The 22526-nt window shown below is 72.2% G+C and carries 21 protein-coding genes; 9 read left to right on the top strand and 12 right to left on the bottom strand.

The window, feature by feature from the left end; all coding sequences use genetic code 11:
- Positions 1 to 37 precede the first annotated feature (37 nt).
- Both ACGFYU_RS17910 and ACGFYU_RS17905 read left to right on the top strand, forming a co-directional pair.
- Positions 38 to 688 (top strand): spherulation-specific family 4 protein, encoded by a 651-nt coding sequence (locus ACGFYU_RS17910; RefSeq protein ID WP_393828229.1) that lies wholly within the window; start codon positions 38 to 40, stop codon positions 686 to 688.
- Positions 685 to 1485, top strand: a complete 801-nt coding sequence (locus ACGFYU_RS17905) for an endo alpha-1,4 polygalactosaminidase (RefSeq protein ID WP_393828228.1) — start codon at positions 685 to 687, stop codon at positions 1483 to 1485. The genes ACGFYU_RS17910 and ACGFYU_RS17905 overlap by 4 nt, the downstream gene beginning before the upstream one ends.
- Before the next feature lie 601 nt (positions 1486 to 2086).
- Here the strand turns inward: ACGFYU_RS17905 and ACGFYU_RS17900 are convergent.
- The 7 genes from ACGFYU_RS17900 to ACGFYU_RS17870 form a co-directional block, all read right to left on the bottom strand.
- Complete coding sequence (locus ACGFYU_RS17900) at positions 2087 to 2428, bottom strand: HopJ type III effector protein (RefSeq protein WP_393828227.1); 342 nt, start codon at positions 2426 to 2428, stop codon at positions 2087 to 2089.
- Positions 2429 to 3391: 963 nt separating this feature from the next.
- Entirely contained in the window at positions 3392 to 4567 is a 1176-nt protein-coding gene (locus ACGFYU_RS17895) for a histidine kinase (protein ID WP_393828275.1), read from the bottom strand.
- A 73-nt stretch (positions 4568 to 4640) separates the two neighbouring features.
- A complete protein-coding gene (locus tag ACGFYU_RS17890) occupies positions 4641 to 5354 on the bottom strand; it encodes a hypothetical protein (protein WP_393828226.1) in 714 nt (237 codons plus the stop codon).
- On the bottom strand, positions 5351 to 7249 hold the full coding sequence (locus ACGFYU_RS17885; RefSeq protein ID WP_393828225.1) for a phosphatidylglycerol lysyltransferase domain-containing protein: 1899 nt from the start codon (positions 7247 to 7249) through the stop codon (positions 5351 to 5353). Before ACGFYU_RS17885 ends, ACGFYU_RS17890 begins: the two co-directional genes overlap by 4 nt.
- Before the next feature lie 84 nt (positions 7250 to 7333).
- Positions 7334 to 8398: a nicotinate-nucleotide--dimethylbenzimidazole phosphoribosyltransferase gene (gene cobT / locus ACGFYU_RS17880; RefSeq protein WP_393828224.1), complete on the bottom strand. Its 1065-nt coding sequence runs from the start codon at positions 8396 to 8398 to the stop codon at positions 7334 to 7336.
- 33 nt (positions 8399 to 8431) lie between these two features.
- The gene (locus ACGFYU_RS17875; RefSeq protein WP_393828223.1) at positions 8432 to 9328 is read right to left on the bottom strand and encodes a DMT family transporter; all 897 of its coding nucleotides are present in this window, start codon (positions 9326 to 9328) and stop codon (positions 8432 to 8434) included.
- 41 nt (positions 9329 to 9369) lie between these two features.
- Entirely contained in the window at positions 9370 to 10602 is a 1233-nt protein-coding gene (locus tag ACGFYU_RS17870; protein ID WP_393828222.1) for a bifunctional adenosylcobinamide kinase/adenosylcobinamide-phosphate guanylyltransferase, read from the bottom strand.
- Positions 10603 to 10695: 93 nt separating this feature from the next.
- On the opposite strand from ACGFYU_RS17870, the gene ACGFYU_RS17865 reads away from it, so the two are divergent.
- A complete protein-coding gene (locus ACGFYU_RS17865; protein ID WP_393828221.1) occupies positions 10696 to 10908 on the top strand; it encodes a hypothetical protein in 213 nt (70 codons plus the stop codon).
- Positions 10909 to 11074: 166 nt separating this feature from the next.
- Here the strand turns inward: ACGFYU_RS17865 and ACGFYU_RS17860 are convergent, their stop codons facing one another.
- Positions 11075 to 11782: a class I SAM-dependent methyltransferase gene (locus ACGFYU_RS17860; RefSeq protein ID WP_393828220.1), complete on the bottom strand. Its 708-nt coding sequence runs from the start codon at positions 11780 to 11782 to the stop codon at positions 11075 to 11077.
- Positions 11783 to 11856: 74 nt separating this feature from the next.
- Complete coding sequence (locus ACGFYU_RS17855; RefSeq protein ID WP_393828219.1) at positions 11857 to 12465, bottom strand: DUF3043 domain-containing protein; 609 nt, start codon at positions 12463 to 12465, stop codon at positions 11857 to 11859.
- A gap of 243 nt (positions 12466 to 12708) precedes the next feature.
- Here ACGFYU_RS17855 and ACGFYU_RS17850 point away from each other — a divergent pair, with 243 nt between their 5' ends.
- Entirely contained in the window at positions 12709 to 13503 is a 795-nt protein-coding gene (locus ACGFYU_RS17850; RefSeq protein WP_078987145.1) for a PspA/IM30 family protein, read from the top strand.
- A gap of 13 nt (positions 13504 to 13516) precedes the next feature.
- The gene (locus ACGFYU_RS17845) at positions 13517 to 13795 is read left to right on the top strand and encodes a hypothetical protein (protein WP_393828218.1); all 279 of its coding nucleotides are present in this window, start codon (positions 13517 to 13519) and stop codon (positions 13793 to 13795) included.
- A gap of 62 nt (positions 13796 to 13857) precedes the next feature.
- On the opposite strand, the gene ACGFYU_RS17840 is transcribed toward ACGFYU_RS17845, so the two are convergent.
- On the bottom strand, positions 13858 to 14628 hold the full coding sequence (locus ACGFYU_RS17840; RefSeq protein ID WP_393828217.1) for a hypothetical protein: 771 nt from the start codon (positions 14626 to 14628) through the stop codon (positions 13858 to 13860).
- Between the two features lie 70 nt (positions 14629 to 14698).
- Here ACGFYU_RS17840 and cobS point away from each other — a divergent pair, with 70 nt between their 5' ends.
- Positions 14699 to 15520 carry an adenosylcobinamide-GDP ribazoletransferase gene (cobS, locus tag ACGFYU_RS17835; RefSeq protein ID WP_393828216.1) on the top strand — a complete coding sequence of 274 codons (822 nt, stop codon included), beginning with the start codon at positions 14699 to 14701 and terminating at the stop codon, positions 15518 to 15520.
- A 21-nt stretch (positions 15521 to 15541) separates the two neighbouring features.
- On the opposite strand, the gene ACGFYU_RS17830 is transcribed toward cobS, so the two are convergent.
- On the bottom strand, positions 15542 to 16438 hold the full coding sequence (locus ACGFYU_RS17830) for an alpha/beta fold hydrolase (protein ID WP_393828215.1): 897 nt from the start codon (positions 16436 to 16438) through the stop codon (positions 15542 to 15544).
- Positions 16439 to 16554: 116 nt separating this feature from the next.
- On the opposite strand from ACGFYU_RS17830, the gene ACGFYU_RS17825 reads away from it, so the two are divergent.
- Positions 16555 to 17280 (top strand): response regulator, encoded by a 726-nt coding sequence (locus ACGFYU_RS17825; protein WP_393828214.1) that lies wholly within the window; start codon positions 16555 to 16557, stop codon positions 17278 to 17280.
- 137 nt (positions 17281 to 17417) lie between these two features.
- Entirely contained in the window at positions 17418 to 20546 is a 3129-nt protein-coding gene (locus tag ACGFYU_RS17820) for an efflux RND transporter permease subunit (RefSeq protein WP_393828213.1), read from the top strand.
- Between the two features lie 120 nt (positions 20547 to 20666).
- Here ACGFYU_RS17820 and nadA read toward each other — a convergent pair whose 3' ends face one another.
- Positions 20667 to 21854, bottom strand: coding sequence for a quinolinate synthase NadA (gene nadA, locus ACGFYU_RS17815; RefSeq protein ID WP_393828212.1), 1188 nt, complete (start codon positions 21852 to 21854; stop codon positions 20667 to 20669).
- Between the two features lie 293 nt (positions 21855 to 22147).
- On the opposite strand from nadA, the gene erpA reads away from it, so the two are divergent.
- A complete protein-coding gene (erpA, locus tag ACGFYU_RS17810) occupies positions 22148 to 22504 on the top strand; it encodes an iron-sulfur cluster insertion protein ErpA (RefSeq protein WP_030010511.1) in 357 nt (118 codons plus the stop codon).
- Positions 22505 to 22526: the final 22 nt, after the last annotated feature.

Below are 22526 nucleotides of genomic sequence, written 5' to 3'. Positions count from 1 at the left end.
ACGTTATGAAGCGTATGAGAAGAAGGATTCCCTCCCCATGCTGCTGGTGCCCCTCTACGAGCACCCCGCCGACCGGCCCGACGACTGGGAACGGCTGATCGGCTCCGCCGGCCGGCTCCACTCGGTGGTGCTCAACCCCGACAGCGGGCCCGGCGCCGCCCCCGACGAGCGGTTCGCGGGCGTGGCCGAGCGGCTGCGCGAGGCCGGGGTGCCCGTCCTCGGCTACGCCGACACCGACTACGGGCGCCGCCCGCACGCCGCCGTGGTCCAGGACCTGCTGCGCCACCGCGACTGGTACGGCACCGACGGCGCCTTCCTCGACCAGGCCGCCTCCGCCCCCGAACTGCTGGCGCACTACGGGCGGCTCGCCGTCGCCGCCCGGGCCGCGGGGGCCCGTACCCTCGTCCTCAACCACGGGGTCCACCCGCACCCCGGCTACGCCGAACTCGCCGACCTGCTCGTCACCTTCGAGGGCCCCTGGGACGACTACCGGGACGCGGGCCCCGTACCGCCGTGGACCGCCGACCACCCCGCCCAGCGGTTCTGCCACCTCGTCTACGCCGTCCCGCCGGGCGCCCCCGCCGCCGAACTCGCCGAGGCGCGGCGGGCCGGCGTGCACTGCGCGGTCCCGGGGACCGGCGCCCACCCGTGGGGGACCCTCCCGTACGCCCTGGAGGCCACGGCGTGAAGCGTCTGCGCACCTTGCTCGTCGTACCGCTCCTCCTCCTCGCCGCCTGTACGGCGGCCGAGGACCCCGACGACATCTCGCCCGACCCGGCGCCGGGGGAGCGGTGGCAGCCGAAGCCGGGCGTGAGCTGGCAGTGGCAGCTCACGGGCGGGCTCGACACGTCGGTGAAGGCGGCGGTGTACGACGTCGACGGCTTCAACACGACGAAGGAACAGGTCGCCACCCTCAAGCAGGCCCGCCGCAAGACCATCTGCTACCTCTCCACCGGCGCCTGGGAGGACTTCCGCCCGGACGCGGGGCAGTTCGCGAAGGACCTGCTCGGCGAGGGCAACGGCTGGGAGGGCGAACGCTGGCTGGACATCCGGCGGGTGGCGGAGCTGGAGCCGCTGATGGCCAAGCGGTTCGACATGTGCCGGGAGAAGGGCTTCGACGCGGTCGAGCCGGACAACATGGACGCCTACAAGAACAAGTCGGGCTTCCCCCTCACGGCGGAGGACCAGCTGCGCTACAACCGGCTGATCGCGAAGCTGGCGCACGACCGGGGGCTGGCGGTGGGGCTGAAGAACGACCTGGACCAGATCCCGCAGCTGGTGGGGGAGTTCGACTTCGCGGTGAACGAGCAGTGCGCGCAGTACGGGGAGTGCGAGCGGCTGACCCCCTTCATCGAGGCCGGCAAGGCGGTCTTCCACGTCGAGTACGAGCTGCCGACGGGGCGCTTCTGCGGGCGCTCGCGACACCTTCAGCTGAGCTCGCTGCAGAAGCGGGGGGACTTGGACGCTTGGCGGAAGAGCTGCTGAGGGGGTCGGGGGTCGGGGTCTGGGCTGGTCGGTCTCAGGGAGGGGTTGGGGGTTTCCCGTCAGTCTCATCGTCCTTCCGTGTCGTGCCGGCCTGTCAAGGGCGCTCCTCCTTCGTCGTCGCGTCGCTTCGCGATGGCCTACGGCCACCCTTGACAGGCCGACCCGCCCCGGAAAAACGAAGACTGCCGGGAACCCCCCAAAGGAACGGGCCGGGTCAGAGACACATCCACGAGCCTGTCAGGGACCAGGCGACGGGCCGGGGGCGGCCCAACCCACATCAAACAGCGCCGAGAAGCCCACCCGGCGCCGCCGACGCGCCAGATCGCCACGCGCTCCCCACGTCTCGGCGTCCGACGGCCGCCTGGGGCCGATACCCGCACCACAGGACGACCGCATGGGCCTCCGGACCCGGCAGGCGCATCAGATCGCTACACGCTGCCCATCGCTCGGCGTCCGCCGGCCGCCTGGGGCCGATACCCGCACCAAACAGCGGCAAGAAGCCCATCGGAGGACGGCGACGCGCCAGATCGCTACGCGCTTCGCGCGTCTTGGCGTCCGACGGTCGCCTGGGGCTGGTCGTGGGCGGGCTCGACGGTGCTGTTCAGCTCTTGTGGGCCAGCGGTTGCCCGGCGAAGCTCACCGCTGCCAGGCCATGGGCCATGAGGTTGCGAATGTTGCTGTGATCAGTGCCGTTCGGCGTCGCCAGCACGCTGCGATAGTGCTCACCGAATGCCAGCAGCGCCTCTTCGTCGCTCAGCCCTTCCAGCAGGGCCAGGCCCAGCGTCTTGCAGGAACCCTCGTTCTCACCTGCGGCATTTTCCAGTTCGCCGTTGCGGAACGCCTGCGGCTGATACTCGTAGTGCGCGGCGACGAAGGCCAAGGTGTCGGCGAACTCGTGCTCACCCGACGCAAGGCTTGCCCGCAGCGAGTTCAGATCAGTCATGTCGGTTCCCCTGGGTTGGACAGACGATCCGATTGCCGTCCGTGACCGGACGACGATACCCCCTATGGTGAGCCGGTAAGAATCGCGCGACACGTCCGAACGAGCGGCATCTCCGCAGGTCACGATGTGCGTCTGTACCATCCGACGAGCCGACAACGGCACGTTCTCGTCTTCCGCTGCCAGCCCTCCGGCGACGCCAACTGCTCACGGATCAGCCCCAGACGGCCGCCGGACGCCAAGACGTGCGAAGCGCGTAGCGATCTGCCGCGCCGCCATCCTCCGATGGGCTTCAAGCCGCCCTTTGGTGCGGGTATCGGCCCCAGGCGGCCGGCGGACGCCGAGACGTGCGAAGCGCGTAGCGATCTGCCGCGCCGCCGTCCTCCGATGGGCCTCTCGCCGCTGTTTGGTGCGGGTATCGGCCCCAGGCGGCCGGCGGACGCCGAGACGTGCGAAGCGCGTAGCGATCTGCCGCGCCGCCGTCCTCCGATGGGCTTCTCGGCGCTGTTTGGTGTGGGTTGGGCCGCCCCCGGCCCGTCGCCTGGTCCCTGACAGGCTCGTGGATGTGTCTCTGACCCGGCCCGTTCCTTTGGGGGGTTCCCGGCAGTCTTCGTTTTTCCGGGGCGGGTCGGCCTGTCAAGGGTGGCCGTAGGCCATCGCGAAGCGACGCGACGACGAAGGAGGAGCGCCCTTGAAAGGCCGGCACGACACGGAAGGACGATGAGACTGACGGGAAACCCCCAATCCCTCCCTGAGACCGACCAGCCCAGACCCCGACCAATCCCGGGTCCGGCCGCCTGTACCCGCCGGCCTCCGCCCCCGCCCCGCTGGGAGGCGGGTGGGCAGCCGCCGACCGGCTCCCGGCCCCTCGAGGGGGAAGAAGCGGGCCCGGGCCGGAAACGGGACAACGGCAGCGCGGGACGGTGCCCCGCGCAGCGCGGGACGGTGCCCCGGTCCCCCCCCGCCTCAGACCGGCAAAATCGCGTGCACCCGGTAGCCGCCCCCATACCGGGGCCCCGCGAAGCAGGAGCCGCCGAGGGCGCCCGTGCGTTCGCGCATGCCGAGGAGGCCGTGGCCGCCGCCCGGGTCGGTCGGGGGTGGGGCGGAGTCGGCCGAGTCGCCGCCGTCGTCGAGGACCGTCACCTCCACCGACGGCCCCACCCGCACCACGCTGACCTCCGCCCGCGCCCCCGGCCCCGCGTGCTTGCGCACGTTCGTCAGGGCCTCCTGGACGACCCGGTACGCCGCCAGGTCCACGGCCGCCGGCAGCGCTCCCGCCCCGGGCCCCAGCTGCACGATGACCTCCACCGGCAGCCCGGCGTGCCGGAAGGTGTCCACCAGCTCGTCCAGGACGGCCAGCCCCGGCGCCGGCTCCGTCGGCGCCTCCGGGTCGCCGGACTGGCGCAGTAGCCCGACCGTGGCGCGCAGTTCGTTCAGTGCCGAGCGGCTGGCTTCCCGTACGTGGGCCAGGGCCTCCTTCGCCTGGTCCGGGCGCTTGTCCATGACGTGCGCGGCCACCCCCGCCTGCACGTTGACCAGCGCGATGTGGTGCGCCACCACGTCGTGCAGGTCCCGCGCGATCCGCAGCCGCTCCTCGGCGACCCGCCGCCGCGCCTCTTCGTCCCGGGTCCGCTCGGCGCGCTCGGCCCGCTCCCGGATGGCGTCGATGAAGGCCCGCCGGCTGCGCACGGCGTCACCGGCGGCCGCGGCCATGCCCGTCCAGGCGAAGATCCCGAGGTTCTCCTGCGCGTACCAGGGCATCGGTCCGGCGAGCATGGCCACGCCCGTCAGGCCCGTCATGGTGAGCAGTCCGATCCGCCAGGTCGTGGGCCGGTCGGTGCGCGAGGCCACCGTGTACAGGGCGATCACCGCGCACATGGCGACGGGCGCCCGCGGCTCCCCGGTGGTCAGCTCCAGCAGCGAGAGCCCGCAGGTCACGGCCAGTACGGTGCGCGGCCGCCGGCGCCGCCACACCAGGGCGGCCGCGCCGAGCAGCATCAGTACCAGCGAGAACGGCTCGGGGGTGCGCGTCCCGAAGGTGGGCCCGTGCGGGCCGTGCGGATCGGCGAAGGACCCGAGCACCATGGCGACGAACGCCCCGAACGCGAGCACGGCATCGGTGGCGAGCGGATGGGCCCGCATCCACTGCCGGGTGGGCGCGAACCGCCCGAGGTCTGTCGTCACGCGGATACGGTACGGCCTGCCCGGGCTCCGGCTACCGGCTGTCCACCGGCGGAGGGCGCCGGCCCAGCGGCTGCCGGGAGCGCTCCGGGCCCCACTGGGCCCGGACCACGCAGACCGCCATGACGGCGGCGATGGCGGCCAGGTGTTCCTTGCCCGCCAGGTTGTCCTTGATCAGCACCTCGCCGATCATCACCAGGATCACGGCGGCGCCGGTGAGGTAGGCCCGGTAGCGCCAGCAGACGTAGATGGCGAGGCCGACCACCGCCGCCGAGGGCCCGGTGTCGTTGACGATCCGGTCGGACACCGGCAGGCCGAAGGGGTGGTCGGGGCCGAGCGAGAGCCCGATCCGCGCGTACGTGGTCCCGGCGAGCGTGGCGACGTAGCCGATCAGCAGGGTGCGCCACCAGCCGATGCAGATCTCGGAGATGCCGAAGACGAGCAGGATCTGCGCGAGCGCGCCCCACACCGGCAGGTCCAGGGCGGGCACGAACAGGGACAGGGGGGTGCGCAGCAGGGCGAGCCACAGGGGGTCGACCGCTTTGACCGACCCCAGGTTCTGGACCGGCTGGAAGCCCCACGACGTGTTCTGCACGATCTGGAAGACCGAGGTCAGGCAGACCGCGCCGAGGGTCATGGGGATCGCCCGCCACTTGTCGTGGACGAGCGCGTCCCGGACGGTCCAGAACAGGGGCCCCCACTCGCGGCGGGCGAACCGCCCGAGTGAGGAGGTGGCCAACGCTGTCAACGGCGGGTCTCCAGGTGTCTGCGGTGCAGCCACTTCGGCAGGCCGGGGGCCTCCAGGAAGCCCTCGGCCCGGCCCGCCGCGATACCGATCCGCAGCAGGTCCGAACTCTTCTCGAAGAGCATGAACCGCGGTTCCCAGATCGGCCGGTATTTGGCGTTGGCCCGGTAGAGGGACTCGATCTGCCACCAGCGGGAGAAGAAGCTCAGCAGCGAGCGCCACATCCGCAGCACCGGGCCCGCGCCGAGCCGCGACCCGCGCTCGAAGACGGACCGGAACATCGCGAAGTTCAGCGAGACCTGGGTGACCCCGATCTCCTTGGAGCGTTCCAGGAGTTCGATGACCATGAACTCCATCAGGCCGTTCTCGGAGTCCCGGTCGCGGCGCATCAGGTCCAGCGACAGGCCCTTGGGGCCCCACGGTACGAAGGACAGCACGGCCCGCAGGTCGCCGTTGCCGTCGGTGCACTCCAGCATCACGCACTGGCCGTCGCCGGGGTCGCCCAGTCGGCCCAGCGCCATGGAGAAGCCGCGCTCGGTCGCGCCGTCGCGCCAGTCGTCGGCGCGCTCCAGCAGGACGTCCATCTCGTCGGCCGGGATGTCGGCGTGGCGGCGGATCCGCACCGTGTAGCCGGCCCGCTTGACGCGGTTGTAGGCCTGCCGGACGGTCCGCATGGCGCGGCCCTCCAGCGTGAAGTCGGCGGTCTCGACGATCGCCTCGTCGCCCAGTTCCAGCGCGTCCAGCCCGTGCCGGGCGTAGATCTGCCCGGCCTCCTCGCTCGCGCCCATCACGGCCGGCACCCAGCCGTGCTCGCGGGCTTCGGCCAGCCAGGGCTCGATGGCCCCGGGCCAGGCCTCGGGGTCGCCGATCGGGTCACCGGAGGCCAGCGAGACCCCGCCGACGACGCGGTAAGTGACGGCGGCCTTCCCGGTGGGGGACCAGATGACGGACTTCTCGCGGCGCAGCGCGAAGTAGCCGAGCGAGTCGCGGTCGCCCTGCTTGGCGAGCAGGGCCCGCAGCCGGTCCTCGTCCTCCTCGGAGAGGGGGTCGACGGCGCGCCGCGAGCGGAAGGCCGCGAACAGCACGGCCAGCAGCAGGAGCATCGACATGACGTTGATGAAGACGTCCACCCAGCCGGGCGTGGTGATGGTCCGATAGGTCTTGGCGTCCGGGTCCAGGGTGATCAGGCGCATCACGCCGTACCGCCAGCGGGACAGGAAGGTGGCCTCGGCGCCGGCCGCCGCGGTGTTGGTGGCCCCGACGAGCAGGGCCGCGATCAGCGAGGTGACCAGCAGGCCCGCGGTGGCCACGATGGTGGCGAGCGCGGGGTTGGAGCGGTCGCCCTTGGCGTAGAACTCCCGGCGGCCCAGCAGCAGGGCGCCGACGAACAGGGCGGTCAGGACGAGCGAGACCCAGTTCTGCGTGTGCTCGCGGAACTCCGGGTAGCACAGGTTGAACTCGCCCCACTGGACGCACGGGGCGAAGGCCGCCCGCAGGAAGGCCAGCAGCAGCATGCCGCCCAGTACCAGGTTCAGGATCCACGCGGCGCGTTTGCGGCGGCCCATGGTGACGGCCAGCATCAGCGAGAACAGGCCGGACGCGAAGCCGGCGGTGAGCAGGTACGGGGTGTAGAAGTCCTCGATGTTGTGCTGGCGCAGATCCTGGCCGAGCGAAACCCACACCGCGCTGAGGAAGTTGACGAAGGTGACGGCGCGCAGGTACCAGACCGCGAACGCGGCGCTGCGCCGTGAGCGGGTGCTCCCCCGGCCGGTCTCCCGGCCGCCCCCCGCCGCCTTTCCGGCGGAGTCGCCGCCGGTCTCTTTCCTTCCGGATGCCGGCCCGGGCGCCCCTGCGGCGCCGCGGTCGGTTTCTACGCTGGTCAAACGGACCTCTCCCATAAAAAGCGATCATATGGGGCGTCGCGATCCATGGCGGGCCAGTCCGGGGACTGCGGCCTGGTCAGGACCGCGGGCCCCGGTGACTCATTCCGTCGGCTCCTGCGCCGCCTGCTCCGGGAGTTCCGCCGCGAGTGCGGCAGCCGCCTGGACCAGGGGGAGTGCCAGCAATGCCCCGGTACCTTCGCCCACTGTGACGCCGTGGTCGAGCACAGGGTTGAGTGCCATCCGGTCCAGTGCCTTCGCCTGGCCGGGCTCGCCGCTCGCCTGGCCGGCGAGCCACCAGTCGGGCGCCCGGAACGCGGCCCGCTGGGCGACCAGTCCGCAGGCCGCCGAGACGACGCCGTCGAGGATGACCGGCGTACGGCGCACCGCGCACTGGAGCAGGAAACCGGTGATGGCGGCCACGTCGGCGCCGCCCACCGCGGCCAGCAGCGCGATCTGGTCGCCCAGCACCGGCCGGGCCCGGCGCAGCGCGTCGCGGATCGCCGCGCACTTGCGCATCCAGGCCAGGTCGTCGATGGGCAGGCCGCCGCGGCCGGTCACCACGGAGGCGTCGGTGCCGCACAGGGCGGCGACCAGGGTGGCGGCGACGGTGGTCCCGCCGACGCTCAGGTCGCCGAGGACGACCAGATCCGTACCGGAGTCGGCCTCCTCGTCGGCGATCCGCATCCCGAGACGCAGCGCCGCCTCGGCCTCCTCGGCCGTCAGCGCGTCCTCCACGTCGATCCGGCCGCTGCCGCGCCGCACGCGGTCGCGGACCACGTCCTCGGGCAGCAGCTCCGGGTCGCAGTCGAGCCCCGCGTCGACGACCCGCACCGTGGTGCCGAGCCGGCCGGCCAGGATGGCGACGGGGCTGGTCCCGTCGAGCACCGCCCGTACGAGCTCGTGGCCGGTGGACGCGGCGCGCGCGGAAACGCCCTCGGAGGCGATCCCGTGGTCGGCGGCGAACAACACCACGCGCGGGTGCTCGATCGGCTTGACCGGCACCCGCCCCTGAGCGGCGGCGAGCCACTCGGCGAGCTCGTCGAGCCGGCCCAGCGCGCCGGGCGGCACCGAGAGGCGTTCACGGCGTTCCTCGGCATCACGCCGGACGCCCCCGTCGGGGCGCTCGATCAGATCGGAGAAGTCGTCGAGATTCAGCGTGCTCATCTGCCGAAGCGTACAGCCGGTGAGGCCCTCCCCTCAGGGGGTGCCCCGGTGCCGGCCGGGCCTCAGCGCTCCGAGGTGCACACCCGCCATCACGAGGGGCGCGCCCAGCAGCAGACCCACCGTCAGCTCCTCGTCGTCGAGCCAGGCGGAGAGCACGATCGTGACCACCGGGATCACGACGAAGACGTAGGCGGCGCGCGACGCGCCCCAGTGGCGGACCACCACCAGGTAGAGGACGAACGTCAGCACCGAGCCCGCCACGACCATGTAGGCCAGGGCCCACCAGGTCGCCGTCCGCTCCGGCAGCCGCCAGGTGTCCCCGGCGGCGAACGAGCCGGTGAGCAGCAGCGCCGTCGCGGCGCTCATGCCCACCGCGTTCATCGTCACCGGGTGGACCGGCGGCAGCCGGTGCACGAGCACGGTGGCCTCGGCGAAGGACAGGACGGCGCCCAGCACCGCCAGCAGGGACAGCACCGGCACATCGCCCTGCAGCGGAGCCCGCGAGGCCAGCGCCACCCCGGTGGCGGCGACGAGCGTGCCCGCCAGCGCGGACTTGCGGAAGGGCTCCTGCCGTTGGGCCACCACCAGCAGCAGCGCCACCAGCGGCACCAGGGCCAGCAGCGTCTGCCCCAGCCCCGCGTGGACACGGACCAGCGCGTAGTAGGCCAGCGCGAAGGTCACCCCGAAGTTGAGGACCCCGTACAGGACCGCGCCGGCCAGAGCCCGCCCGCGCGGCAGCGCGAGGCGCAGCACGGCCATGACCGCCAGCAGCACCACCGCGGACGCCCCGAACCGCAGCGACGCGCCCCACAGCGGGTCCAGTTCGCGGTTGCTGAACCGCACGCCCACCGCATTGCCGCCACCCAGCAGGCAGCACCCGGCGAAGGCGGCCAGCCCGGTCCTCTCTCCGGCGGATCTCGAGGGCTTCACGGCGTCACCCCTGCCATTTCCCGAGGCGCTGCTGTTCCTTGCTATTCCTTGAGTACGAGCACCTGCCCCGCGACGACGAGGAGCACCTGCTCGCACTCGTTCCCCACCGCGGTGTTGAGGCGGCCCAGCTCGTCGCGGAAGCGGCGGCCCGACGCGGTCGCCGGGACGATCCCGGACCCCACCTCGTTGCTGACCAGCACCACCGTGCGGCGGGTCGCGCGCACCGCGGCCACCAGCTCGGCCATCCGGTCGGCCAGCTTCAGCCGGCCGGTGGCGGCCCACTCCGCGTCGTCCCAGGCGCCCACCCGGTCCATCGCGTCCGTCAGCCACAGCGCCAGGCAGTCGATCAGCAGCGGCGGACCCGTCTCGGCCAGCAGCGGGACCAGGTCGCAGCTCTCCACCGTCCGCCAGCTCGCGGGCCGGCGCTCCCGGTGCAGGCCGATCCGCTGCGCCCACTCCGCGTCCCCTTCGCGGGTGCCGGCGGTGGCCACGTAAACCACCCCGGGGAAGGCCTCCAGCCGCCGCTCCGCCTCGTAGGACTTGCCGGAGCGGGCCCCGCCCAGCACCAGCGTGCGGCGCGGCAGGTCCGGCACCGCGTGGTACTCCCCGACGATCAGGGTGCTCCCGTCCGGCACGGCCCGGGCCCCGGCGGCCGCGCACCGGCGCTCCAGCTCCCGGCCGGGCGGGGTGTCGTGGTCGAGGTGGACGGCGACCACGTCCGTGGCCGGGCCCACCGCGCCGCTCGCCCGCAGCCGTGCCAGGGCCTCGGGCCGGCCCAGCACGTCGGCGAGGACCATGTCGTACGGCCGCTGCCCGGTCGCCCCGCCCCCAGACTCCGTCCGGGGGGACCCCCATGTCCCGGCCGGCGCCCCGCCGGGCGGGAGGTACAGCAGCCGGCCGCCGTCCGGGCCGGTCACCTCGTAGCCGGTGCCCGGCGCGTCCATCGGTACCGCCCGCACCCGGTGCCCGGAGATCACCGACAGCTCCCGCCCGTCGGGCACCCGCCCGGCGGCCGGCAGCCCGGGCGGCAGCTCCACCGCGGGCCCGTCGTGCGGGTGGGTCAGCAGGACCTGTCGTACGCCGGCCAGCGAATGCCCGGCCCGGGCGCCGGCCAGCACCGCCCCGGGGGTCAGGTCCAGCAGCAGCGCCCCGTCGACGAGGACGGCCGTCGCGGCGCGGGAGCGGGTGCCGACGGAGACCGCGCAGGCCGCACAGGGACAGCCGGGGCGGGGCAGGCCCTCGGGTGTGCCGGTGCCGAGCAGAGTGAGTTCCACAGGATGATCCTCCCGCGTCGCCGAGAGTGGTGCGCGCCCGGCTACTCTGCGGGCAGACTCAAGGCGAGCAGCGGACGAGCAACGGAGGCGGACATGGCGTGGACGTGGCGGTTCGAGACGGCCGAGGGCGCGGAGACGAGCCCGTCGGTGGTGCCGGAGGAGTTCACCACGCAGGGGGACGCGGAGTCCTGGATCGGCGAGTACTGGAAGGACCTGCTGGACGGCGGCGTCGAACAGGTCCGCCTGTCGGACGACGGCGGTACGGAGATCTACGCGATGTCGCTCCGCGAGGCCCTGGGGGCCTGATCCCCCGCGGCGCCGTTGCGGGGGCTCCGCCCCGCACCGGCGCACCCGGGCGGGCAAGATCCAGGCCCGCCTGGGGGCACCTCCCAGCGGTAGCTGGGGGAGTTTGAGACGCGGGGTCTGGGGCGGAGCCCCAGGTCCCGGCGCAGCCGGGCTCCCCGCAGCGGGGTCAGCCCCGGACACCGCACAGGTGCAAGAGGGCGGCCACACCCCGGTAGGGATCGGTACGGCCCGCCCGGTCCTCCGCGGCCAGCAGCCGCTCCAGCTCCTCGTCGGGCGGCAGCGTCTCGCCCGCCTCGGTGCCGTCGGTGAAGACGCGCACCCCGTACCAGGAGTGCAGCGGCGCCCCGATCCCGGCCAGCGTGGCCGTCAGGCCGGCCAGCCGGTCGGCGCGCACGTCCAGGCCGAGCCGGTTCGTGTAGTCGATGCTGTCGAAGGCGGCCAGCGCACCCTTCCAGTCGCCGTCCAGCCCCGGCCGCATGGCGAGGGCGTCGCCGTTGCGCACGAGCAGGGACAGCAGCCCGCCGGGGGCCAGCATCCGGGCCAGCCCGGCGAGCATGGCGTCCGGCTCGGGCACGTACATCAGCACCCCGTGGCACAGCACCACGTCGAAACTGCCCGGCAGGAAGTGCGCGCCCGTCTCGCGGCCGTCGCCCTCCATGAGCCGGACCCGGTCGCGGATGCCGGCGGGCTCCCGTTCCAGCGCCTCGCGCGCGACGGCGAGCATGGCGGGGTCCTGCTCCAGGCCCGTGACCTTGTGCCCGGCGCGGGCGAGGCGCAGCGCCTGCGTGCCCTGGCCCATGCCTACGTCGAGCACGCGCAGCCGCTGTCCCACCGGGAAGCGGTGCGCGATCTGCTCGTCGACCTGGCGGCCCACGAGCTCCTGCCGGACGGCGTTACGGAGCCCGCCCAGACCCTCCAGCCAGAGGCGGGCGCCCTCGGCGAATCCGCTCAGGGCCGCTCTCCACGCTTGACCTGCGGCTTCGGCAGGCGCAGCCGGCGCATCTGGAGGGTGCGCATGAGGCCGTACGCGACGGCGCCGCGGCGCGGCTCGTTCGCGAAGCGCTCGTTCAGCGCCTTGCGCAGGCGGAACACCAGGCCGATGGAGTCGACGATGATCAGGGCGATCACGGCCAGCCACAGCAGCAGCGCGATGTTCTGGATCGACGGCACCCGGATCATGCTCAGGACGAGGATGACCACGGCCAGCGGCAGGAACATTTCGGCGACCGAGAAGCGGGAGTCCACGAAGTCGCGGACGAACCGGCGCACGGGGCCCTTGTCACGGGCGGGCAGGTAGCGCTCGTCGCCGTTGGCCAGCGCCTCGCGCTGCTTGGCCATCTCCACGCGACGGCGCTCACGGGCTCGCTTGGCATCCTCCTTGCGGTTGCCGGTCGAGGCCACCACGGCCTTGCGCTGCGACTGGGCCACAGCACGCTTCGGCGTAGGGCGGCCCTTCGGGGCCTGCGGGTCACGGGGCTGCGAGAGGTCGGCGCTCACCTTGTCGGCGGCGGCGTCCTTCTCTTCCTTGGAGGAGCGGTTCCCAAACACAAAACCCAAGCCTACGTGGTTGCGGGCACGGGCCCCACCCCGGCGGGGAACGATCCGGCAACGGCGGGCGTCTTCCCATTGCACGGTTCGGGGGCCCACCTACTCCTTACGCCTGACACGGCGAGGACGCAGTCGTCCTGGAGGAGGAGCGCATCCGTCCTCGAACAGTGCGGTAATGGAGACAGGGCCCGTACTGTGGGTTCTGTCGGTGACCTGGAGCACAGTCCGTCTAGAAGGGGGCGCGCGAAGCCCATGAGCGGTGTCATGAAGCGTATGGGGATGATCTTCCGCGCGAAGGCGAACAAGGCCCTGGACCGGGCCGAGGACCCGCGCGAGACCCTCGACTACTCGTACCAGAAGCAGCTCGAACTGCTGCAGAAGGTGCGCCGCGGAGTCGCCGACGTGGCGACGTCCCGCAAGCGCCTGGAGCTTCAGCTGAACCAGCTCCAGGGGCAGTCCGCCAAGCTGGAGGACCAGGGCCGCAAGGCCCTCGCCCTGGGCCGCGAGGACCTGGCCCGCGAGGCCCTCTCCCGCCGTGCCTCGCTCCAGCAGCAGGTCAGCGACCTGGAGGTGCAGCACCAGACCCTTCAGGGCGAGGAGGAGAAGCTCACCCTCGCCGCCCAGCGGCTCCAGGCCAAGGTGGACGCCTTCCGCACGAAGAAGGAGACCATCAAGGCCACCTACACCGCGGCGCAGGCGCAGACCCGGATCGCGGAGTCCTTCTCCGGCATCTCGGAGGAGATGAGCGACGTCGGCCTGGCCATCCAGCGGGCCGAGGACAAGACCGCCCAGCTGCAGGCCCGCGCCGGCGCGATCGACGAGCTGCTGGCCTCCGGCGCGCTCGACGACCAGAGCGGGCTCGGCTCCAAGGACGACATCCAGGCCGAGCTGGACCGCCTGTCGGGCGGTACGGACGTGGAGCTGGAGCTCCAGCGCATGAAGGCGGAACTGGCGGGCGGCCCCTCCGCCCAACAGCAGGCCATCGAGGGCGGTGCCCCGGGCAGCGCCCAGCAGCCGCAGACCCAGCACCGGTTCGACAAGCAGTAGGACGGGGCCCGTCATGATTGTCCGCATCATGGGGGAAGGCCAGGTGAAGGTGGCCGACAGCCACTTCGCCGAGCTCAACAAGCTGGACGACGAACTGCTCGAGGAGATGGAGAGCGGTGACGAGGAGGGCTTCCGGCGCACGCTGGGCGCACTGCTCGATGCCGTACGGCGGCTCGGCGAGCCGCTGCCCGATGAGGCGCTGGAGCCGTCCGAGCTGATCCTGCCCGGGGATGACGCGACGCTGGACGAGGTCCGGGAACTGCTCGGAGACGACGGGCTGATTCCGGGCTGATTCCGGGCTGAAGCACCACGATGACGGGCCCTCCCCCTCCCGGGGAGGGCCCGTCGCCGTTCTCAATGCGTGGGCGGCTTCTCCACGGCGGCCCGTTCCGGGTCGGGGGTCCCGCCGATGAAGTTCTCGAACCTGCGCCGCGGCGCCGCCCAGCGCCGGTCGTGGTGGAAGGCCCGCAGTCCGGCCTTGGCGCGGGCGCGCGGGCGGTTGGCGTAGAACTTCTTCGCGTACGGGGACCCGGGCCGGGCCAGCCGGATCGCGCCGATCAGGGCCACGAAGGGGACGACCACGCCGAAGAGGGCGGTGCGCGCCTTGCCCTTCCACAGGGCGATCAGGGCCAGGAAGAAGTTGGTGGCGGTGTTCATGGCGACCAGCCCGCGGCTCTGGCGCTCCTCGGCGGTCAGGTCGTTCACCCCGAAGGGCACGAATCCGCCCAGGACCAGCGCCACCAGGGCGGCCGTCAGGACCACGATCTCCACGCTCTTGCGGCCCTGCTCGCTCCAGTAGACGTCGTCCAGGTGCAGGATCAGCGCGAACTCGTCCAGGACCAGGCCGGCGCCCAGCCCGAAGATGACGGCCGAGACCATCGCCCCGAAGCCGTAGCGGCCGCTGCCGACCGCGCCGAAGCCGCCGATGATCACGAGGATCACGCCGGGCACCACGTGGTGGACGTGCACGCCGCCCGGGGTGATGTTCTTGAAGGGGCCTCTCCCCGCCCGGATCAGCCGGGTGATCACGCGGGTGACCAGGAACGACAGCACGAAGGAGACCAGGGCGAGGAGCAGAGGGAGCTTCCCCGGTTCGACGATGTTGCGATACCACCAGTGACCCATCCCACTGACTCCCTATTTGGTACGTAATGGGTAATTTACCGTCCGTGGTGAGCGGGTAGCGTTCGCGCCGATGACAGATTCGTTCGAAGACCAGCCGCCGACGCCGCCCCCGGGGCGCGCCTCGCTGCCCGACGGCCTCCGCTTCGCGTTCGGCACCCTGACGGTGCTGCCCGCCCGCATCACCCGCTGGGACCGCCCCGCGGCCCGCACCGGGATGGCCTGCGCCCCGCTCGCCGGCCTGGTCGTCGGCCTGCTCGCCGCCGTGCCCGGGGTGCTGCTGCTCCTGCTCGGCGGGGGCCCGATGCTCGCCGCGGCCGTTACCGTCGCCGTACCGGCCGCCCTGACCCGCGGCCTGCACCTCGACGGGCTCGCCGACACGGCCGACGGGCTGGGCAGCGCCAAACCCGCCGGTGAGGCGCTGCGCATCATGAAGCAGTCCGACATCGGCCCCTTCGGCGTCGTGGCCCTGGTCCTCCTGCTGCTGGTGCAGGTGGCCGCCCTGTCCGAGGCGTACGCCGGCAGCTGGACCCGCGGCGCCCTCGCCGCCGCGACCGCCGCCGTGACCGCCCGCCTCGCCATGACCCTGGCCTCCCGCGAAGGGGTTCCGCCCGCCCGCCCCGAGGGGCTCGGCGCGGCGGTCGCCGGGGTGGTCCCGCGGCGGGCGGCCGCCGCCGTCGCCGCGCTCACCGTGGTCCTGGCCGCGGCCGCCGCACTCCCGCTGGGCCTCCCGGCCGCCGGTCGGCACGCCGCGGCCGTCCTGGCCGCCCTGCTCGCCGCGGAACTGCTGCTGCGCCGCTGCGTCCGGCGCTTCGACGGGGTCACCGGCGACGTCTTCGGAGCCCTGGCCGAGGTCTCCGCGACCACCGCCCTGATCGTCCTCGCCCTGGGCTGACGGCCGGGCGGTCACTTCGGGTCAGCCCCCGGTGCGCGATCGCTCCGCGTCGTCGAGGAACCCGGGAACCCGGGCGTTGAAGGTCCGCACGGGGATGCCGTGTCCGGCGCCGGGGACGACCTCGGTCCGTACGTCCGGGATCAGGCGGCGCGCACGGGCCTCGGCGCGGCGGGAGTCCACGATGCGGTCGGCGCCACCCAGCAGCACGAGGGTGGGCGCGGCGAGCGAGCGCAACTCCTCATCGCTCATGCGCTGCGGCCGCGGCAGTCGGATCCGGAAACCGCGGATCGCCTCCAGCGACAGCAGCATCCCCGCCTCGGCTTCCTCCGGGGACGCGCCCGTATCGCCGATGAGGTCGGCGAACCAGCGGCGTTGGACCTTCTCGGAGCCGCTCGCGAAGGCGGCGACGGAGCTCAGCAGGAAGCCCGGCTTGAGCGGGGCCAGGGCCCGGGGCGGTTCGTACACCGTGACGGAGACCGCGCGTTCGGGCTCGCGTACGGCGTGCTGCAGCGCGACGCCGCCGCCGTACGAGTGCCCGATCAGGTGGACGCGCCCCAGGCCCAGCCCGGCGAGGGTCTCCTCCAGCCAGGCGGCCGTGTCGTCGGCGTCGCCGATCCGACGGCTCTGCGTGCTGTATCCGGGCTCGCCCACCCGGTCGACGGCCAGCACGCGGCGGCCCTCCCGGGCCAACACGGCGACATGCGGGGCCCATTCGGCCGGGGTCGCGCTCTGCCCGTGCAGGAGCACCACCGGCGTCCGGTCGCCCGCACCGTAGGTGTGGACCCGGGTCGTTCCGAAACGGGTCGGGACGTCCCGCTCCTCGCGCGGCTCGGGCCAGAACGCCATGGCCCGGTCGTAGGCGGCCAGGACGCGCGCCCGCGCGGCGTCGTCGGTGAAACGGCCGATCGGTGCGGCCATGGTTGCCCTCCCCCTGTCCGGCGGCCCGTGCGGCCACCCGCAGAAACGATCTTCGCAAGGGCCGGCAGGGGCACGGCCCACCGGGGGCCGGTACGACGCGCACCTACTCTGGGCGTATGACCGAGCCCGTGCACGCCAGCCCCGCACGCCAGATCCGAGTGCTGCTCGCCGACGACCAGGCACTGCTGCGCAGCGCCTTCAAGGTGCTCGTCGACTCCGAGCCCGACATGGAGGTCGTCGGCGAGGCCTGCGACGGGGCCCAGGCCTTCGAACTCGCCCGCCGCGCCCGCCCCGACGTCGTACTCATGGACATCCGGATGCCCGGCACCGACGGACTCGCCGCCACCCGCATGATCAGCGGCGATCCCGAACTCGCCGCCGTGCGCGTGGTGATGCTGACGACCTTCGAGGTCGACGAGTACGTCGCCGCCGCCCTGCGGGCCGGCGCCTCCGGCTTCCTCGGCAAGGGCGCCGAACCGGAGGAGCTCCTCAACGCCATCCGGGTCGCGCACGCGGGCGAGGCCCTGCTCTCCCCGGCCGCCACCAAGGGGCTCATCGCCACCTTCCTCGCCCAGGGCGGCGGCGCCGACCCGGCCGCCGCCGCGGCCGCGGCCGGCACCCACGCGCAGCGGCTCGCCGCGCTGACCGTCCGGGAGCGGGAGGTCCTCGTACACGTGGCCGCGGGACTGTCCAACGACGAGATCGCCGGACGGCTGGAAGTCAGCCCGCTCACCGTCAAGACCCACGTCAACCGGGCCATGGCCAAGCTCGGCGCCCGCGACCGCGCGCAATTGGTGGTCATCGCCTACGAATCGGGACTGGTCCGGCCCCGCTCGGAGTAGCGGCGCAGTAGTGCGGCGTACTGCGGACGCGGTATGCCGCAGATAAGGACGGGACCTGCGAGCGACGCGGCGGCGCCACGGCATGGACCAGGCTGAAAAGGCCCTCGCCTTCGCCACTGCAGAGAGATCCCATACCCATGTCCTGGCTGTCCCGCTTCAGCCTTGCCCAAAGGGCGTTGATCGGCCTCGTGTCGCTCGTCGCGCTCCTCTTCGGCGCCATAGCCATCCCGCAGCTCAAGCAGCAGCTGCTGCCCTCCATCGAACTGCCCATGGTGTCCGTGCTCGCGCCGTACCAGGGCGCCTCGCCCGACGTGGTGGAGAAGCAGGTCGTCGAACCGATCGAGGCCACGCTCAAGGGCGTCGACGGCATCACCGGCATCACCTCCACCGCCAGTGAGGGCAACGCCCTCATCATGGCCACCTTCGACTACGGCGACAGCGGCACCAAGCAGCTCGTCGCCGACGTCCAGCAGGCCGTCAACCGGGCCCGCGTCCGGCTGCCCGCCGAGGTGGACCCGCAGGTGGTGGCCGGTTCCACCGACGACATCCCGACGGTCATCCTGGCCGTCACCTCCGACAAGGACCAGCAGGCGCTCGCCGACCAGCTGGAACGTTCCGTCGTCCCCGTCCTGTCGGACATCGAGGGCGTGGGCCAGGTCACCGTCGACGGCGTCCGGGACCTCCAGGTCACCGTCACCCCCGACAACGCCAGGCTCGCGGCCGCCGGCCTCGACGGTGCCACCCTCGCCCAGGGCCTCCAAGCGGGCGGCGCGACCGTCCCCGCCGGCTCCTTCGACGAGGAGGGCAAGAACCGGACCGTCCGCGTCGGCGCCGGCTACACCTCCCTCGCCCAGATCGAGGACCTGCGCCTGAGCGCCGGCCCCGGCAAGCCCGCCGTCCGCCTCGGCGACGTGGCCACCGTCCAGCAGGAGGCCGCCAAGGCCGTCTCCCTCACCCGCACCAACGGAAAGCCCAGCCTCGCCCTCGTCCTCACCATGGACAAGGACGGCAGCGCCGTCGCCATCTCCGACGCCGTCAAGGACAAGCTGCCCGAGCTGCGCTCCACCCTCGGCGCCGGAGCCGAGCTCACCGTCGTCAGCGACCAGGGCCCGGCCGTCGCCAAGTCCATCTCCAGCCTCACCACCGAGGGCATGCTCGGCCTGCTCTTCGCGGTGATCGTGATCCTGGTCTTCCTCGCCTCGCTGCGCTCGACGCTGGTCACCGCGGTCTCCATCCCGCTGTCCGTCGTCCTCGCGCTCATCGTGCTGTGGACCCGCGACCTCTCGCTCAACATGCTGACGCTGGGCGCCCTCACCATCGCCATCGGCCGCGTCGTCGACGACTCGATCGTGGTCCTGGAGAACATCAAGCGGCACCTCGGCTACGGCGAGGAGCGCGAGACCGCCATCATCACCGCGGTCAGGGAAGTGGCGGGCGCGGTCACCTCCTCCACCCTCACCACCGTCGCCGTCTTCCTGCCGATCGGCCTCGTCGGCGGCATGATCGGCGAGCTCTTCGGCTCCTTCTCGCTCACCGTCACCGCCGCCCTGCTGGCCTCGCTGCTCGTCTCGCTGACGGTCGTACCGGTGCTCTCGTACTGGTTCCTGCGCGCCCCGAAGGGTGTGGCGTCGGGGGACGCCGAGAGCGCCGCGCGGGCCCGGCGCGAGGCCGAGGAGAAGGAGGCGCGCAGCCGCCTCCAGAAGCTCTACGTCCGCGTCCTGGGCTTCGCCACCCGGCGCCGCCTGACCAGCGTGTCGATCGCGGTCGTCATCCTCGTCGGCACCTTCGGGATGACCCCGCTGCTGAAGACGAACTTCTTCGACCAGGGCGAGCAGAGCGTCCTGACGGTCAAGCAGGAGCTGGCCCCCGGCACCTCGCTGGCCGCCTCCGACGAGGCGAGCCGCAAGGTCGAGAAGGCGCTGGCCTCGGTCGAGGGCGTCAAGAGCTACCAGGTCACCGTCGGCTCCTCCGGCTTCCTCGCGGCCTTCGGCGGCGGTACGGGCTCCAACCAGGCCTCGTACCAGGTCACCCTGAAGGACTCGGGCGACGCCGAGGCCGTGAAGAAGCGGATCGAGGGCGAGCTGGCCAAGCTCGACGGCATCGGCGAGACCCGGATCGCCGCCGGCGACGGCTTCGGCAACCAGAACCTCAGCGTGGTCGTCAAGGCCGGAGACGCCGACGTCCTCGCCAAGGCCGCGGAGCAGGTCCGCGCCGAGGTCGCCACCCTCAAGAACGTCACCGACGTGCAGAGCGACCTGTCCCAGTCCGTGCCCCGGATCTCGGTGACCGCCACCCCCAAGGCCGCGGACGCGGGCCTGAACCAGGCAGCGCTCGGCGCGATCGTCGCCCAGGCCGTACGGGGCAACCCGGCGGGCAAGGCCGTACTGGACAACACCGAGCGGGACATCGTCATCCGCTCCGCGCAGCCCGCCACCACCCTGGCCGAACTGCAGGCGCTCCAGGTCGGCCCGCTCAAGCTCGGCGACATCGCCGACGTCAAGGTGGTCCCCGGGCCGGTCGCGATGACCCGGATCGACGGCGCCCGCGCCGCCACCATCACGGCGAAGCCGGTCGGCGACAACACCGGCGCGGTCAGCTCCGACCTCCAGACGAAGATCAAGGCCCTGGACCTGCCGGAGGGCGCCACGGCCTCCATCGGCGGCGTCTCGGAGGACCAGGACGAGGCCTTCGCCTCGCTGGGCCTGGCCATGTTCGCGGCCATCGCGATCGTGTTCATGCTGCTCGTCGCGACCTTCCGCTCGCTGGTCCAGCCGCTGATCCTGCTCGTCTCGATCCCGTTCGCGGCGACCGGCGCGCTCGGCCTGCTGTTGGTCACCGGCACTCCGATGGGCGTACCGGCGATGATCGGCATGCTGATGCTCATCGGCATCGTCGTGACCAACGCGATCGTCCTGATCGACCTGGTCAACCAGTACCGGGCGCAAGGCCTGGGCGTCGTGGAGGCCGTCGTCGAAGGCGGCCGCCACCGGCTCCGCCCCATCCTGATGACGGCCCTGGCGACGATCTTCGCGCTGCTCCCGATGGCGCTGGGCGTCACCGGCGAGGGCGGTTTCATCTCGCAGCCGCTCGCGGTCGTGGTGATCGGCGGCCTGGTCAGCTCCACCCTGCTGACCCTGCTCCTGGTGCCGACGCTCTACACGATGGTGGAACTCCGCAAGGAACGCCGCCGCGCGAAGCGCGCGGCGCGCGGCGCGGCCAAGCTGAGGGTGGTCTCCCCGAGGGAGGAGACCCCGACCGGCGTCTGACCGGACCGGACCGGACCCTGACGGGTCCGGGCCCCACCGCATGCCGAAAGGGCGGTCCCCGTACGGGGACCGCCCTTTCGTGTGCCTACGAGCCGGGGCCCGCTTGCTCGTATCCCGCCCCTACGGGAGCGCGAGCATCCGCTCCAGCGCGAGCTTCGCGAAGCTCTCCGTCTCCTTGTCGACCTGGATCTGGTTGACGAGGTTGCCCTCGGCCAGGGACTCCAGGGTCCACACCAGGTGCGGGAGGTCGATGCGGTTCATCGTCGAGCAGAAGCAGACCGTCTTGTCGAGGAAGACGACCTCCTTGTCCTCCGCGGCGAAACGGTTCGCCAGGCGGCGGACCAGGTTCAGCTCGGTGCCGATGGCCCACTTGGAGCCGGCCGGGGCCGCCTCCAGCGCCTTGATGATGTACTCCGTCGAGCCGACGTAGTCCGCGGCCGCCACGACCTCGTGCTTGCACTCGGGGTGGACCAGGACGTTCACGCCCGGGATCCGCTCGCGCACGTCGTTGACCGAGTCGACCGAGAACCGGCCGTGGACCGAGCAGTGGCCGCGCCACAGGATCATCTTGGCGTTCCGCAGCTGCTCGACGGTCAGGCCGCCGTTCGGCTTGTGCGGGTTGTACAGGACGCAGTCGTCCAGGGACATGCCCATGTCGCGGACGGCGGTGTTGCGGCCCAGGTGCTGGTCCGGGAGGAAGAGCACCTTCTCGCCCTGCTCGAAGGCCCACTCCAGGGCCTTCTTCGCGTTGGACGAGGTGCAGATCGTGCCGCCGTGCTTGCCGGTGAAGGCCTTGATGTCGGCGGAGGAGTTCATGTACGAGACGGGGACCGTCGCACCGGCGACGCCGGCCTCGGTGAGCACGTCCCAGCACTCGGCGACCTGCTCGGCGGTGGCCATGTCGGCCATCGAGCAGCCGGCGGCCAGGTCCGGCAGGACGACCTTCTGGTCGTCCGAGGTCAGGATGTCCGCGGACTCGGCCATGAAGTGCACGCCGCAGAAGACGATGTACTCGGCTTCCGGCTTGGCGGCCGCGTCCTTGGCCAGCTTGAAGGAGTCGCCGGTGACGTCGGCGAACTCGATCACCTCGTCGCGCTGGTAGTGGTGGCCGAGGATGAAGACCTTGTCACCGAGCTTCTCCTTGGCCGCGCGGGCGCGCGCCACGAGGTCGGGGTCCGACGGCGAGGGCAGGTCGCCGGGGCATTCGACGCCGCGCTCGCTCTTGGGGTCGGCCTCACGGCCGAGCAGCAGCAGGGCAAGGGGCGTCGGCTGGACGTCCAAAGGCTGGGCGGTGGTCACTGCACGCACCCTTTCTGTTCTGCGACAAGGGACTGCTTGAGGTATCGCTTCGAGTTCTCGTCTATTTGACGCTATCTATCATAACCTCTTCATGTCAGTTTGACGATGTCCATAGTGTCGATGTGACGCATCAGCCCACGGATCGATCGGCTCCGCCCCCCGCGCGGTGTGCGAGCATGAATATCTGAAACAAGCGTCGGGTCCCGGAATGAATCCGCGGTCCCGCTCGTTGCCACCGACGGCAAGAGTCCGACGTTTCCCCGCCCCCGGCGGGGAGCCGCCCACTTCGGGAGTGAATGCAGATGTCCGTACAGGACGACAAGACCACTGTGAGCGACGGCATCCTCCTGTCCGACGCCGCCGCCGAGAAGGTCAGGACCCTGCTGGAGCAGGAAGGCCGCGATGACCTGGCGCTCCGCGTCGCCGTCCAGCCCGGCGGCTGCTCTGGCCTGCGCTACCAGCTCTTCTTCGACGAGCGGTCCCTCGACGGCGACGTCGTCAAGGACTTCGACGGCGTGAAGGTCGTCACGGACCGGATGAGCTCCCCGTACCTCCACGGTGCCTCCATCGACTTCGTCGACACCATCGAGAAGCAGGGCTTCACGATCGACAACCCGAACGCCACCGGCTCCTGCGCCTGCGGCGACTCGTTCAGCTAAACCTGTACGGCCTGTACGACGA

The sequence above is a fragment of the Streptomyces sp. NPDC048337 genome, assembly GCF_043201175.1.
GTDB lineage: Bacteria > Actinomycetota > Actinomycetes > Streptomycetales > Streptomycetaceae > Streptomyces.
This window is presented reverse-complemented; position numbering and strand designations above follow the sequence as displayed.